General features: G+C 66.7%; 16 protein-coding genes. 10 read left to right on the top strand and 6 right to left on the bottom strand.

The window, feature by feature from the left end; genetic code table 11:
* The first annotated feature begins 82 nt into the window (after nucleotides 1-82).
* A complete protein-coding gene (locus tag QQ977_RS08210; protein WP_285925192.1) occupies nucleotides 83-472 on the top strand; it encodes a hypothetical protein in 390 nt (129 codons plus the stop codon).
* Between the two features lie 300 nt (nucleotides 473-772).
* Nucleotides 773-1,525, top strand: a complete 753-nt coding sequence (locus QQ977_RS08215) for a CehA/McbA family metallohydrolase (RefSeq protein ID WP_285925193.1) — start codon at nucleotides 773-775, stop codon at nucleotides 1,523-1,525.
* A 3-nt stretch (nucleotides 1,526-1,528) separates the two neighbouring features.
* Here the strand turns inward: QQ977_RS08215 and QQ977_RS08220 are convergent, their stop codons facing one another.
* The 3 genes from QQ977_RS08220 to QQ977_RS08230 form a co-directional block, all read right to left on the bottom strand.
* A complete protein-coding gene (locus QQ977_RS08220) occupies nucleotides 1,529-2,959 on the bottom strand; it encodes a DHH family phosphoesterase (RefSeq protein WP_285925194.1) in 1,431 nt (476 codons plus the stop codon).
* A gap of 56 nt (nucleotides 2,960-3,015) precedes the next feature.
* Nucleotides 3,016-3,510 (bottom strand): 2Fe-2S iron-sulfur cluster-binding protein, encoded by a 495-nt coding sequence (locus QQ977_RS08225; RefSeq protein WP_285925196.1) that lies wholly within the window; start codon nucleotides 3,508-3,510, stop codon nucleotides 3,016-3,018.
* 115 nt (nucleotides 3,511-3,625) lie between these two features.
* Nucleotides 3,626-3,760: a transporter gene (locus QQ977_RS08230; RefSeq protein WP_285925198.1), complete on the bottom strand. Its 135-nt coding sequence runs from the start codon at nucleotides 3,758-3,760 to the stop codon at nucleotides 3,626-3,628.
* Nucleotides 3,761-3,877: 117 nt separating this feature from the next.
* Here QQ977_RS08230 and QQ977_RS08235 point away from each other — a divergent pair, with 117 nt between their 5' ends.
* Entirely contained in the window at nucleotides 3,878-4,573 is a 696-nt protein-coding gene (locus QQ977_RS08235; protein ID WP_285925199.1) for a helix-turn-helix domain-containing protein, read from the top strand.
* Here QQ977_RS08235 and QQ977_RS08240 read toward each other — a convergent pair.
* A complete protein-coding gene (locus QQ977_RS08240; protein WP_285925200.1) occupies nucleotides 4,557-4,946 on the bottom strand; it encodes a MoaD/ThiS family protein in 390 nt (129 codons plus the stop codon). The genes QQ977_RS08235 and QQ977_RS08240 overlap by 17 nt on opposite strands.
* Before the next feature lie 101 nt (nucleotides 4,947-5,047).
* Here QQ977_RS08240 and QQ977_RS08245 point away from each other — a divergent pair, with 101 nt between their 5' ends.
* Genes QQ977_RS08245 through QQ977_RS08255 form a run of 3 tightly spaced genes read left to right on the top strand, consistent with a single transcriptional unit; the run spans nucleotide 5,048 to nucleotide 8,205 of the window.
* Nucleotides 5,048-5,800: a DUF91 domain-containing protein gene (locus tag QQ977_RS08245; protein WP_285925202.1), complete on the top strand. Its 753-nt coding sequence runs from the start codon at nucleotides 5,048-5,050 to the stop codon at nucleotides 5,798-5,800.
* A 50-nt stretch (nucleotides 5,801-5,850) separates the two neighbouring features.
* Entirely contained in the window at nucleotides 5,851-6,891 is a 1,041-nt protein-coding gene (endA, locus tag QQ977_RS08250) for a tRNA-intron lyase (RefSeq protein WP_285925203.1), read from the top strand.
* Between the two features lie 45 nt (nucleotides 6,892-6,936).
* A complete protein-coding gene (locus tag QQ977_RS08255) occupies nucleotides 6,937-8,205 on the top strand; it encodes an MFS transporter (protein WP_285925204.1) in 1,269 nt (422 codons plus the stop codon).
* Here the strand turns inward: QQ977_RS08255 and QQ977_RS08260 are convergent.
* Together QQ977_RS08260 and hemC are read right to left on the bottom strand one after the other, a co-directional pair.
* Entirely contained in the window at nucleotides 8,202-8,933 is a 732-nt protein-coding gene (locus tag QQ977_RS08260) for a uroporphyrinogen-III synthase (RefSeq protein WP_285925205.1), read from the bottom strand. The genes QQ977_RS08255 and QQ977_RS08260 overlap by 4 nt on opposite strands.
* Entirely contained in the window at nucleotides 8,933-10,030 is a 1,098-nt protein-coding gene (gene hemC / locus QQ977_RS08265; protein WP_285925206.1) for a hydroxymethylbilane synthase, read from the bottom strand. The genes QQ977_RS08260 and hemC overlap by 1 nt, the downstream gene beginning before the upstream one ends.
* Nucleotides 10,031-10,133: 103 nt before the next feature.
* Here hemC and QQ977_RS08270 point away from each other — a divergent pair, with 103 nt between their 5' ends.
* The 4 genes from QQ977_RS08270 (at nucleotide 10,134) to serA (ending at nucleotide 14,509) form a co-directional block, all read left to right on the top strand.
* Nucleotides 10,134-11,885 (top strand): excinuclease ABC subunit C, encoded by a 1,752-nt coding sequence (locus QQ977_RS08270; protein ID WP_285925207.1) that lies wholly within the window; start codon nucleotides 10,134-10,136, stop codon nucleotides 11,883-11,885.
* Nucleotides 11,886-11,939: 54 nt separating this feature from the next.
* A complete protein-coding gene (locus QQ977_RS08275) occupies nucleotides 11,940-12,236 on the top strand; it encodes a translation initiation factor (protein WP_285925208.1) in 297 nt (98 codons plus the stop codon).
* Between the two features lie 83 nt (nucleotides 12,237-12,319).
* Nucleotides 12,320-12,802, top strand: coding sequence for a GNAT family N-acetyltransferase (locus QQ977_RS08280; RefSeq protein ID WP_285925209.1), 483 nt, complete (start codon nucleotides 12,320-12,322; stop codon nucleotides 12,800-12,802).
* A 120-nt stretch (nucleotides 12,803-12,922) separates the two neighbouring features.
* Entirely contained in the window at nucleotides 12,923-14,509 is a 1,587-nt protein-coding gene (serA, locus tag QQ977_RS08285) for a phosphoglycerate dehydrogenase (RefSeq protein WP_285925210.1), read from the top strand.
* The last annotated feature ends 4 nt before the right edge of the window (nucleotides 14,510-14,513 follow it).

The following is a 14,513-nucleotide window of genomic DNA, read 5'->3' on the forward strand; positions in this document are numbered from 1 at the left end:
GTGACTCGAGTCGGCCTGCTATTTACGGAGGCTGCGTACGCAAGCCGAACGACCACCCCCGACAGTCGCGACTCACCAGTATATGCCTCTCGAGCACCCCCCCATCCCACCCGAAACGCTGCCGCCCGGATGGGGAGCCGCCGAAACCGACGACGAGTACCTCGCGTACCGCCACAATCAGCCACCGATCACGCTGATCGCGGAACAGACCGAGCTCGACCGGGTCCACCCGGGGCTTGGCCTCGGTCGGTGCTGGGAGCTGCGGTGTCGTCACTTCGTCGGTGAACTACCCGTTTCGGAGTCGATCGGCTGCGTCTCCACCCGCCGTGCTGCCCTCGACGGCTTGCTCGCGTGTATGGATCGGATCCACGACTCCGTCGACGAGCCACACGACTCGATCGGGGTCGGGACGATCCTCGAGAGCGTTTCGCTCGAGGAACTCGTTCCCAATGGCACGACTCGGATTCGCTGACCGCCACCCTGTGCTTTGATATATCGGTATGTAGTTCATATCTGTCGGCATGCCGGTTGAGTGCACACTGTATCGAATACGAGCACGAGCGACGCCGTCTCGTCGTAGCCGGTAGCGATCACGTCCCGCTTGCCATCACTCGACAACGGACACCCGCTCGTGAACGAGACCGTACCCGTGCCGCAAGCCATAAACTGTATATCACGATACGGAATTGCCAGCGATCGACGAACCGACGGGCAGTAGCGCAGAGCTTATACACCCCAACGAGGTACCTGCAACGGAGCCCCTCTGCTGGCCATGACATCGCCGATCCCTTTCGCGATCGACTTTCACGTTCACTCCGACGACTCCTACGACGGTCACGAGCCGATCGAGCTCATCTTAGAACACGCAGCCGACATCGGCCTCGACGGGGTCGTCATTACCGACCACGACGAGATCGGCGAATCGTTGCGTGCGGCCGAACTCGCACCCGAGTACGGACTTGTCGGGATCCCGGGCGTGGAGGTGTCGACGCGTCACGGCCACCTGCTCGCCATCGGCGTCGAGGAACGACCCGATCCCGGACAGCCGTTCATGGAAACCGTCGAGACCGTCCGCCAACTGGGCGGGATCGCTATCGTTCCACACCCGTTCCAGCGCAGCCGCCACGGGGTCCGCAAGCGCCACATCAAAGACGCCGACGCGATCGAGGTGTACAACTCGATGCTGTTTACCGGCTACCGGAATCGGCGCGCGCGAACGTTCGCGAGACGTCGTAATTACCCCGGTATCGGTGCGAGCGACGCACACTACCTTCCGAACGTCGGCAGGGCCTACACCGAGATCCTCGTCCTGCCGAACGGCTCGCCCGCCGGCAAGGCCGACATCGACGGCGACGACCTCGTCGACGCCATCCTCGAGGGTCGCACCCAGATCCGTGGGAAACGAACACCGATTCACAAAAGCTCCGTCCAGTACGCGAAGGGGGCGGTTCGGAAGTCGACGTATCTCGTCACCTCGAGAACACCACTCGTTCCGACGGTGCCGGCGTCGATGGATCGATCCTGACGATCAGGACAGCTGGTCGCCGGCGAGCTCGTCGGCCCGCTCGAGAAACTCGGCTTCGCTACCTGCAGGAACCGTCGCCCCCGCAGCGACGTCGTGGCCGCCGCCGTCGCCGCCGACTGCCCGCGAGGCCTCGCCCATCACGACCGAGAGGTCGAGCCCTCGCCGGACGAGCGCGTGGGTCCCACGCGCCGAAACTTTGAGTTCGGTAGACTCGTCCTCGCTCGAGCCGTCGCGTTTCTCGGCGAAGGCGACGATCGGCATCGACCGGCTGATGCCGTCGGTACCGAGTGCCATCCCGGCGACGATGCCGACGATCGTCTCGCGGATGCGATCGCCCGCGTGAAACCACTGGAGATTTTCCTCGCGGGTAACGCCCTCGCTCGTGACGAGGTCGATTCCCGTAGAGAGGTTTCGGCGGTGGTCGCGCAGGAGGGTCCGTGCCCGTTCGAGTGCGCCCGCGCGATTGCCGAGACAGACGCCGAGACCGACGTCGGCCCGGTCGTAGCGGGCGGTCGCGTTCAAAAGCGTGGAGAACTCGCTCGCGTCCCGGAGTTCGGTGCCGACGGGCTCTTCGCTCAAGACGTAGGCGGTGCCGACGAGGGAGTCGATCTTCGAGGCGGGAACGCCGTTCGTGACGGCTCGTCTGACCAGCGCGCTCGTGACGATCCGCTTCTCCTCGCGGGTGAGCCCCGACCACCGTCGCCATTCACCGTCGCGTTTCAACTCGAGGTCGAGGCCGTCCAGAAAGCGCAGTGCGCCGTTCTCGTCGTTCGAGATACCGGGAATGTGGACGTCGGTGGCGTACTCGAGCAGCTTCGGCAACGGACGGGTCTGTTTGCCATAGAGCGCGAGGTCCTTGTCGGTCTCGAGGACGCCCGCGTCGACGCCATCGGCGACGATCCGTTCGTTCGCGCCCTCGAGTTTCCCGCCGGAGGCCTGCATGTCGCCGACGGCCCCGACGACGGCCAGCGCGGCGAGGTCGCGGTTGTCCGTCCCGTTTTCTAGCTCACGAGCGAGGACGTAGCTCGTGCCCGCACCCGAAAGCTCCGAGGCCCCGTCGATGCCGACCAGCAGGGGATTGAGGTGGTAGGCGGTGTCGGCGTCGGCGGGCTGGTGGTGATCGGCGATCACCGGCGTGAACGCGCCCGCCTCCTCGTACTCCGCGATGGCCTCGAGCTGGCCGCTTCCGAAGTCGGTGAAGAGAACGGTCTCGTAGTCGGTCGCCGCGATGGCGGCGATGGCGTCGGCGTCGAGTTGCTTCTCGAAGACGACTTCGTGGGAAATTCCGGCCCGTTCGAGCGCCCGCGAGGCGATCGCGGCGCTTGTCAGCCCGTCGGCGTCGATGTGAGAGGCGAGCAAGACGCGATCGGCCGCCCGCAGGCGGTCTGCACACGCTCGAGCGCGGTCGGCGAGGTCGGGAACCGGCACGTCCATCACCGGCGATTGGTCCGTCGTCCCGAATAAAGGTGCGGATCGACCGCGATGGAACGTTACTCGTCGTCTGGATGAGCGACCTCGAGTGCGAAGTCGTCGTCGGGGTAGGCGACGCAGGTCAGGATCCAGCCGTCTTCGATCTGGTCGTCCTCGAGGTACTCGTTGCCGTCGTGGGTGACGACCTCGGTCGCGTCGCCGTCGTACAGTGCCGTACACTCCCCGCAGGTGCCGACCTCGCAAACGTAGGGGATGTCGACGTCGGCCTCGAGCGCCGGATACAGTATCTCATCGTCCTCTGCGACCTCGACGATCTCGTCATACTCGAGGAACTCGAGTTCGTAGGTTGCCACGTCGTTGTCCGGTTCGTCGTCGTCCGGCTCCGCGTCGGGATCGTCCTCGTCGAGACAGCCCGCGAGGACGACGACGCCGGCACCGCCGATCGCGGTAAGCAACCGTCGACGCTCGACGTCGGGAAGGTCGCGTGGGCACGCGACGGCCACAGCCGAATTGTCAACCGCTTCGTCGGAGCCACCGTCGGGTCTCTCTGGCATACGCGTAGTCACTCCACGCCGAGGCTCTTATCATTCCAGTCAGTTTTCACGAACGTGTGTCGAGACCGTCAGGTAGCTCACGAGCGAGCCCGACCTCGAGCCGAACCGAGACGGCCTACTTGTCCGTGAGCATCCGAAGACCCACCCCGACGAGGATCACGAACGCACCCAACAGCGTGGCAAACGGCGGGATCGGGACGAAAAGTAGTCCGACGCCGACGAGTATCACGACGGTCGAGAGCCGTACCATATTCGTTTGCCGACGAGCGATACGGGTGTATCCGCCCCCGGCGTGTGCCGGGAGCGCGGCCGTCGACCCGAACGTGTTCGGGACAGGTTGTTAATCCTCCCGGCCCAACCCGTTCGTATGGCACGGGCGACGCTTACGATCACGCTTCCCGAGGACGTCTGGATCCAGCAGATATCGACGTCGTATCCGGACGCGACCGTCGAGGTACTCGCGGCTGTCCCCGACGCCGAGACCGGATTCGCGCTGGTCCGGATCACCGACTCCGACGTGGCGTCGATCGTCGAGGACGTCGATGACCACCCTCAGATCGTCGAACTCTCCGTAACGAAACTTGACGACGACCAGGCGACGGTTCACTTCGAGACGACCGCCCCCTTGCTCCTGTTTTCCTCGCAGGCATCCGGCGTCCCGATCGAACTTCCCGTCGAGATTCGAAACGGCGAGGCGACCGTCGAGGCCGCCGGCTCCCGCGAGCGACTGTCCCAGTTCGTCGATCACCTCGAGGCGTTCGGGTTCACCTACCAGGTCGAGAGCGTGATCGAACAGCTCCACGAGCGCCAACTCCTCTCGGAGCGCCAGCGCGAGATCCTGCTTACGGCCGTCGAGGCCGGCTACTACGATACGCCGCGTCGCTGTTCGCTGACCGAGCTCGCCGACCGACTCGACATCGCGAAATCGACCTGTAGCGAGACGCTTCACCGGATCGAGGAAACGATCGTGAAACGTTTCGTCGACGAGCTGGAAGGCGACACCGACGCCGGATTGCTCGAGGAACGACTCACGGATCGGGAGTCGGTCAACAACAGAAGATAAACGGATACAGAAGCGACACCCGATCGCCGTCCTCGAGGCTGGTATCGAGTCCCTCGAGGTGTTCGTTGAACGTCCCGTTGACGCAGACGCGGGCGTACCGTCTCGTCTGTTCGCCCTCCGGGTTCTTTTGCCACGTCCCGGGCAGCTCCTCGGGGGGGTGAGCCCAGCCCCGGGCGGTCGCGTCGGCTTCGGTCTCGGCGATCAGCAGCTCTTCGACGTCGTACTCGGCGAAAAACGCCTCGAGAAACGCCCGGAGTGTCGTCCCCTCGAAGCGAAACTCGAGGCTGTGGGCCCCGACGGCGTCCCGGACGTGACCGGTACAGCGAACGTCGACCGTGGTCTCGCGCGTGCGTTGATCGGTGTCGATGGCCATCGATGGATCGTATCCTTCTCGGGGCCGGACGCGGAAACGTGTCGTCCCGAACGTGTTCGACCGACCGCGAGTTTAAATACGAAATCGCGGCCACCGTCTGTATGATCGACGACGCGATTCGCGTGCTCGCAGGCGACTGTACGGTCATCACCGACGGCACGGACCGCGAGGAGTACCGGGGCCGTGTGACGACGATCGTCAAGCCGGACAACACCGTCCTCGTTCACGACGTCGACGGCTATCAGCCCGTCGCGTGGCTCACCCGGGCGGATAGCGTCTCGAGCGATCGCGCCGACGGCTTCTCGCTCGTCGCGAGGAAAGACGACCGGACAGTCCGGATCGCGGCCCACGATCGGGACGGGTTCGCACATTATCCGGCCACGGTGGCGGGTAGACCCGTCGGCGACTGTCCCGACTGTGACGGCGAACTGATCCACGCTTCGGACGTCAACTGCGTCGACTGTGACAACGCCTACGCCATCCCCGCGGACGCGACGATCCGCGACGACCGGTGTCCGTGTGATCTCCCGCGAATACGCGTCGAACGCGGGCTCGCCTTCGACATCTGCATCGACCGCGACTGTGAGTCGCTCGACGACGCCGTCCGCGAGGCGTTCGACCGCGAGTGGACGTGTCCGAACTGCAGCGGCGACCTTCGGATCCTCCGGCGGGGCGGCCTGATCGCCGGCTGTGAACAGTATCCCGAGTGTGATACCGGCTTCGTGATCCCCGGTGGCGTCGTCGACGGCGAGTGTGACTGTGGTCTCCCGACGTTCGAAACCGCGAGCGGGAGACGCTGTCTCGATGCGACCTGCGAGCACGTAGGCGATCTGGTTCGGACGCGGACGCCGTAAGCGCCGCCCGGATCCACAGTCCCTTTGTGAGACGCAGCCGAGTCTCGAGTATGGGACTCGAGGGACGGTTCGAAGACGGCGTGGTCCGGGTCGGCGGGGACGCACGTCAGCGCTATCACGACTCGCGTGGATACGGCTACCCGCTTTCGGGCAACGAGATCGCACTCGCGCCCGTCGAGGCGGCACACCTCCTGTTCAGAGGCGACCTCGAGGCCGTCGTCGACGGCGACGACCGTCTCGGATTCCGCGCGTTCGCCGCCCGCGAGCCCGGTCCCGCCTTCGACGTCCGATTTCTGGTCTACGCCGATCTGCGCTCGCGGGGGTTTTATCTCTCGCCGGCCGCCGAACCGTGGGTGGCCGATCCGCCCGACGCCGACTTCGTCGTCTTTCCCCGCGGGAAAGGCCCCGGTGACGGTGAGATCGAGTACGCCCTTCGTGTGATCGGCGAACGGACGGACGTCCACGCCGACGATCTGGCGGCGGGTGTTCTCGCGATCGTCGACGAGGAAAGCGAGATCACCTACTTCGAGCTCTCCCGGGCGGACGTCACGGGCGAGACGGAGACGACGCTGCCGACGGCCGTCGGTGCGGACCTGCTCACGGACCGAGTCGTCCTCTGGGACCCTCCGGTCGCGCTCTATGAGGAGGCGTTCTACGGTCAGCCTCTCGAGGGTCGAGAGTACGACGAGCCGACGCTGCAGTGTTCCCTGCTCGAGGCTGCCCACCTCGCCGAGCGGGGCGCGATCGATCTCGAGCCGGAGACGGTACTCGAGCGCGGACGGGGAGTCGAAGGCGAGCGGTTCGATCGCCGACTCGCGGCGTATACGACCCTGCGCGAACGCGGCGTCGTACCGAAGACGGGCTACAAGTTCGGTGCGGACTTTCGGACGTACGCCGACGTCGAATCCGTCGAGACGCTGGGTCACTCAGAGCTGTTGATCAGGGTGGTGCCGGCCACACACGTCTTCGAACCGCGGGACCTCTCGCTCGACGTGCGACTCGCCCACGGCGTCCGCAAGACGATGGTGTTCGCGCTGGTCGACGACGAGTCGGGACTCGAGTGGTGGTCGATCGAACGGCTCACACCGTAATTACGGGTGTACTAAGTATCCGGAGCGACCTACCAACGGACTCCGATGGCACTCGATCCGAACGATCGGACGATCGCCGGCTTCACGATGGCCGGACACGCGCTGGTTCACTGGTTCGAGACGTCGATCCCGATCTTTCTGGTCGTCTGGCTCGCCGCATTCGACGTCGACGTCGCCGTGTTGGGGCTCGTCGTCGCGCTCGGGTACGCGCCGTTTGGCCTCGGTGCGTTGCCGGCCGGCGTCCTGTCGGATCGGTTCGGGCCGAAGCGGCTCGTCCTCGCCTGTCTCGCCGGGATGTCGCTTTCGTTTCTCGTGCTGGCGGTTGCCGACTCGATCGCTGCCGTCGCCGTCGGACTGGTTCTGTGGGGGATCGCCGCCAGCGTCTACCACCCGGCCGGACTCTCGCTGATCAGTACCGGCGTCGACGAACGCGGGACGGTCTTCGCCTGGCACGGCATCGCCGGCAACGTCGGCATCGCGCTCGGGCCGTTCGTCGCCGCCACGCTGTTGATCGTCTTCGAGTGGCAGGTCGTCGCCGCCGTCCTCGCCGTGCCCGGGCTGGTCGCGGTCGCGTACGGAGTGGGTGCCGACTTCGATCCGACGGCTGCCGTCGACGACGACGCCGCGGCCGGTCCCGACGACGCGCTCTCGCTCCCCGAATTCCTGTCGAACTCCCGGACGCTGTTTGCGAGCGCGTTCGCGGTCGTCTTCGCTATCGTCACGGTCGAGGGACTGTTCTACCGGGGGATCCTCACCTACCTCCCCGAGATCCTCCAGGGACTGCCGGCGATGGCCGCGATCGACCTCGAGGCCGACCTCGAGGGAATCGACCCCGGTGATTACGTCTACGTCGGCCTGCTAGTCGTCGGAATGGCCGGTCAGTACGCCGGCGGCAAACTCACGAATCGGCTGCCGGCCGAACGGGGGCTGGCGGCGATTTTCGCCGTCCTCGCCGTCCTCGCGCTCGCGTTCGTGCCGGTGACGGGGATGGGACTCGGTCCGTTGCTCGTTCTCTGTGGACTGGTCGGCTTCTTCCTGTTTGCCATCCAGCCGTTCTACCAGGAAGCCGTCGCGGTCTACACGCCGCCGGAGACGCGCGGCCTCTCGTACGGCTACACCTACCTCGGGGAGTTCGGCCTCGGTGCGACGAGCATCGCCATCGGCGGGTTCGTCCTCGGCTCGGTCTCTCTCGCTGCGTTTTTCGTCCTGCTCGCCGCGTTCGCGCTCACCGGCGTGGTACTCTCGGGTGGACTCGTGTTCGCACTCGATCGATTCGAGACGGCCGGGGGACAGACGGCCGCCGAGACCGATTAGGACTCGAGGTCTGCGAGGACGGCCTCGAGCAGCGCGTCGACGGTCGCGTCTGCAGGAACGACGTCGACCGGGAGTCCGTGTTCGACTGCCGTCTCGCGGGTCGGTTCGCCGATCACGCCGACGACGGCGTCCTCGAGGCCCTTACGAGCGTCGGCTTCGACCTCGCGTTCGTCGGCCGCTTCGAGGAAGTGCTGGACGGTCAGCGAGGAGGTAAAACAGGCGGCGTCGAGTTCGCCCGCGGCGGCCAGCTCGGCGGAGTCGCCGCTTCCCTCCGGCCGGACGAGTCGATAGAGGATCGTCTCGTGGACGTACGCGCCCGCGTCCTCGAGGCCGTCGGTGAGGACGGGACTCCCGTGGTCGCTGCGGGCGACTTCCACCTTTTGGCCGTCGACGTCCTCGCCGAGATCGGCGACGAGTCCGCTCGAGGTGTACTCCACGGGGACGACCTCGACCGCGTAGCCGGCCGTCTCGAGGACGTCGGCCGTGCTCGGGCCGATGGCACAGACGGTGGCGTCGCCGGGCGACCACCCCGCGTCGGCGGCGAGCTCGACGCCGGTCTTGCTCGTCAGGACGGCGTAGTCGGCGTCGTCCCGTGGTGCTTCGCCAGTCGGTTCGACGGCCAGCATCGGGTCCGGAACGGGCTCGACGCCGCACTCTTCGAGTGCGGTGACGGTCTCTTCGAGGCGGTCGTCGTCGGGCCGAAAGACGGCGACGGTCGGCTCGCTCATCACTTCCCCTCCGGTTCCTCGGGTTCGGCCTCCCGACGTGCCTCTTCGATCAGCTCGGCCGCGCCACGATCCGCGAGGTCGTCGGCGAACTCGCGGGCGGCGCTTGCGTGGGTTTCGATCGGCAGGTCCCGGCTCGCGATCACCGACTGCTGGCCGTCACGATCGTAGACCTGGACGGTCGTGTGGACGTACTCTCCCTGGACGATGGCGTAGATTCCGATCGGGGCGATACAGCCCCCTCCCAGCTCTGCGAGCACGGTCCGTTCGACGGTCGTCTCGACCCGACTGCGTGGGTGGTCGATCGCCGACTGGATCTCGCGGGCCGTCTCGCCGTCGCGGGCCGTCACCGCCAGTGCTCCCTGGCCGGGAGCGGGGGGAAACGTCGTCGGTGGCAGCCGGTCGTACTCGACGGAGCGTGCTAGCCCGCTTCGTTCGAGGCCCGCTTCGGCGAGGACGATCGCGTCGTACTCGGTCTCGACCTCACGGCCCAGCGCCGCCTTCTCGAGTTCTGAGCGGTCGTCGAACCACTCCTCGGCGGTGCGGTCGTCGTCTTCCTGGTTCGTTTCCCGCTCGTTCTCCGCTTCGATACGCTTCTGGTGGTCTCGCTGGAGCGTGGGCGCGAGCAGCTTCTCGACGCGCGTGTCGACGTTCCCCCGGAGCGGTTCGACCTCGAGGTCCGGCCGCTCCGAAAGCAACTGTGCGCGTCGGCGCAGACTCGAGGTGCCCACGGTCGCACCCTCGGGCAGATCCGCGAGGGCGTCGCCGGCGGGCGTCACCAGCGCGTCGGTCGGCTGGCCCCGTTCGGGGACGGCCGCGGTGACGAGCTCGTCGGGCTGTTCGGTCGGCATGTCCTTCATCGAGTGGATCGCGGCGTCGACGTCGCCCTCGAGGACGCGTTCGTCGAGCTCCCGGACGAAGGCCCCGGTCTTCCCCAGGCGGTGGATCAGTTCGTCTCGAACCTGATCGCCCGTCGTCTCGACGGTCACGAGTTCGACCTCGTACCGACGCTCCTCGAGTGTCTCCCCGACGAGGGCGGCCTGTCGTCGGGCGAGCGTCGACCCCCGCGTCGCCAGTCGTAACGTCCCACGCGTTCGCATACTCAGGTCTCGGCGCTTCGGCGATTAAAAGCGCACGCTCTGGGTGCGAGCCAGCGCGTGGCCGACGTCAGGCTCAAAGCCCTCGCCTCGCTAGGTGACGGCGATGAACGCCGACGCGGTCCGTGCGCGTGCCGACGACCTGCCACGCGAGCCGGGCGTCTACCAGTTTCTCGACGGCGAGACGACGCTGTACGTCGGCAAGGCCGTCGACCTGCGCGACCGGGTGCGATCTTACGCCGACCCGCGCAGCGCCCGTATCCGTCGGATGGTCGAGCGCGCCGACGGCCTCGAGATCGCCGTCACCGATACCGAGACCCAGGCGCTGTTGCTCGAGGCGAACCTGATCAAACGTCACGCCCCCCGGTACAACGTCCGGCTGAAAGACGACAAGTCCTATCCGATGGTCCAGCTCACGGCCCACGAGGCCCCCCGCATCGAGATCACCCGCGATCCCTCGGAGTCGGCGACCGTCTACGGGCCGTTCACGACCAAGGGTCGCGTCGAGACGGTCGTGAAGGCGTTGCGCGAGACCTACGGCGTGCGTGGCTGTTCCGATCACACGTACGCCGGGCGCGATCGGCCCTGTCTCGACTACGAGATGGGACTCTGTACCGCGCCCTGCACCGGGGAGATCGACCTCGAGAGCTACCGCGAGGACGTCGCCGCAGTCGAGCGCTTTTTCGAGGGCGAGACGGGCGTCCTCGCCGACCCGATCGAGCGACGCATGGCGGCCGCCGCCGAGGACCGGCAGTTCGAGCGCGCGGCGAATCTCCGGGATCGGCTCGAGGCCGTCGCGGCCTTCCACGGCGAGGGCGGCGAGGCGGTCCAGTCGCCGGGGGACGAGCGGGCCGTCGACGTCCTCGGGGTCGCGATCGAGGGCGAGACGGCGACGGTCGCCCGACTGCGCGCAGAAGACGGCAAGCTCGTCGACCGGGAGCGACACGCCCTCGAGGCCCCGGGACGGTCGGACGGGGGCCGGGCCGGCGTCCCCGCCGTCCTCGCTGCCTTCCTCGTCCAGTACTACGCCGAACGCGAGCTGCCCGACGCTCTCCTGTTGCCCGAACGCCACGGCGACGAGGAGATCTCGGCCTGGCTCGCGGCGGAGGGCGTTTCCGTCCGGGTGCCGGGCGCGGGCCGGGAGGCCAAACTCGTCGACCTCGCGCTGAAAAACGCCCGGCGCACCGTCGGCGGCCGCGACGAGTGTGCCATGCTCGCGGACGCACTCGAGCTCGCGGTCGGCCGCGTCGAGCGCATCGAGGGGTTCGACGTGAGCCACGCCCAGGGGACGTCGGCGGTCGGCAGCAACGTCACGTTCGTCGACGGCAGCGCCCGAACGAGCGACTACCGACGCAAGAAACTCACAGACGTTAACGACGACTACGCAAACATGCGGGCACTGCTCGAGTGGCGTGCCAGCCGCGCCGTCGCGGGCCGGGACGACCGCCCCGATCCGGACTTACTCGTGATCGACGGCGGCGAGGGCCAGCTCGAGGCCGCCCGCGAGGCGATTGCTGACGCGGGCTGGAATGTGCCCGCCATCGCGCTGGCGAAAGCCGAGGAACGCGTCGTCACACCCAACCGCGAGTACGACTGGCCGGCCGACGCCCCACACTTACACCTCCTCCAGCGCGTGCGCGACGAGGCCCACCGCTTTGCGGTGCAGTACCACCAGACGATTCGCGACGACGTCTCGACGGTGCTCGACGACGTGCCCGGGATCGGCCCCAAGACGCGAACGCGCCTGCTCGGACGCTTCGGCAGCGTCGAGAACGTCCGCGAGGCCAGCCGCGAGGACATAGAGAGCGTCCCCGGCGTCGGCCCGAAAACTGCCGAGCGGATCGAGTCACGGCTGTGACCGGTCGGTTCGCGGGAGAATAGCCCTATGTTCTTCGGTACCGTATCACAGCCCGTGTCCGAAGACGACCAACTCGAAGACTTGCTCGACGAGCTGGACAGTCGCGGCGACCTCGAGACGGCGGAGCAGCGACTCTCGATCCGGATCGAACGGCGGCGCTACGACAAGCCGGTGACGATCGTGGAGGGCTTTGACCTGTCCGACGACGAGTTGCAGTCGATCGCCTCCGATCTCAAGAAGGCCGTCGGCGCGGGCGGGACGGTCGACGACGGCCGGGTCGAACTCCAGGGCGATCACCGTGCTCGCGTTCCCGAGTTGCTTCGCGAGCGGGGGTACGACGTCCGCGAGTAGAATCGCCGATCGATCAACTGGCGTTTCGCCGATACAACTGCTCTTGAGCGAACTCATTTGTGGATAGATACCAAAGCACGCGTATGGAGATCCGACCGGCAACTCCTGACGACCGCGCGGCGATCCGTAACCTCGCCCGCGAGACCTGGCACGACACCTACGACGAACTCGACGCCGAGACGATCGACTCGACCGTCGACGACTGGTACGCCGACGACGCTCTCGAGCGCGCACTCGACGAACCCGGCACCACCGTTCTCGTCGCCGCCGACGACAGCGAGATCGTCGGCTTCACACACGGCGTCGTCCAGGGCGACGAGGGCGACGTCTTGCGAATGTACGTCCATCCGGACCACCAGGGCGAGGGAATCGGCACCGCCCTTCACGAGCGGTTGCGTACGGATCTCGAGGACTTCAACATGAAACGGATGCGTGCGATCGACTTCGCCTCGAACGAAGACAGCCGCCGGTTCTACGAGAACCTCGGCTTCGAGCAGACCGACACTGGCGACGTCGAGATCGGTGGAGAAACGCACGAGGAGGCCGTCTACACGCTCGAACTGTAGCTCACTCGAGACCGCCGACGAAACCGGCCGACAGCAGCAGGTCCGTAGGTTGGCAAACGTGGAACGTTCTGGCTCGCGGCAAACGGAAGCGTTTACCGTCTCGACCCCACTCTCTCGCGCATGAAGGTACTGGTCACGGATCCCATCGCGGACGCCGGGATCGAGGTGCTGCGCGAGGCCGGCCACGAGGTCGAAACAGGCTACGAACTCGAGGGCGAGGCCCTCCTCGAGGCGGTTTCTGACACGAACGCGCTGATCGTCCGCTCGGGGACGGAAGTCACTGCGGACGTACTCGAGGCCGCTTCGGAGCTCGTCATCGTCGGCCGAGCGGGAATCGGCGTCGACAACATCGACATCGACGCCGCCACCGACGAGGGGGTCATCGTCGCTAACGCTCCGGAAGGTAACGTCCGGGCGGCCGCGGAACACACCGTCGCGATGGCGTTTGCGACCGCCCGGTCGATCCCGCAAGCACACGTTCGTCTCAAAAGCGGCGAGTGGGCCAAGGGCGACTACCTCGGCACCGAACTCAACGGGAAGACGCTGGGTATCGTCGGCCTCGGCCGCGTCGGCCAGGAGGTCGCACGGAAGTTCGACTCGCTGGGAATGGACCTGGTCGCGTTCGACCCCTACATCTCCGAGGAACGCGCCGACCGCCTCGGGGCCGAACTCGTCGGTCTCGAGGACTGTCTCTCTCGGGCGGACTTCCTGACGATCCACACGCCGCTCACACCCGAGACGGAGGACATGATCAGCGACGAGGAACTCGAGGCACTCGGCGACGGCTACCTGATCAACGTCGGCCGCGGCGGCATCGTCGACGAGGACGCCCTCGCTCGCAAGGTCGACGACGGTACCGTCGCCGGCGCGGCGCTCGACGTCTTCGCCGAGGAGCCCCTGTCCGAGGACTCGCCGCTACTCGAGCACGAGGAGGTCATCGTTACGCCCCACCTCGGGGCTTCGACGGAGGCTGCCCAGGAGAACGTCGCGACCTCGACCGCCGAGCAGGTCGTCGCCGCACTCGAGGGCGAACCCGTCGCGAACGCCCTGAACGCTCCCTCGATCGACGAGAGCGCGTTCCCCCGCGTCGAACCGTACATCGAACTCGCCGACACCGCCGGCAAGGTCGCCGCCCAGCTGCTCGAGGGTCGCGTCGAGGGTGTCGAGGTGACCTACGAGGGCGAGATCGCCGAGGAGGACGTCGAACTCGTCACCGCAAGCGCCCTGAAAGGCGTCTTCGAACCGCTCGAGTGGCAGGTCAACGCCGTCAACGCACCCCAGATCGCCGACGACCGCGGCGTCGACGTCACCGAGTCGAAAACGCGCCAGGCCGAGGACTTCCAGAGTCTCGTCTCCGTGACCGTCTCCGACGGTGACGAGGAGGTCTCGGTCGACGGCACACTGTTCGCCGACGAGGATCCACGGATCGTCCGCGTCGACGGCTACCGCGTCGACGCCATCCCCCACGGGAAGATGGTCATCACGCGAAACACCGACGAACCCGGCGTCATCGGTCTCATCGGCTCGGTCATGGGTGAGCACGACGTCAACATCGCCGGCATGTTCAACGCCCGTGAAACTCACGGCGGCGAGGCCCTGACCGTCTACAACGTCGACAGCGAAGTCCCCGAGGCTGCGAAAGACGAACTCGAGACCGACGAACGGATCATCGGCGTCCGATACATCACGCTGAACGGCCAGTCGTAGCCGA

The organism is Natrialbaceae archaeon AArc-T1-2, from assembly GCF_030273315.1.
Lineage (GTDB): Archaea > Halobacteriota > Halobacteria > Halobacteriales > Natrialbaceae > Tc-Br11-E2g1.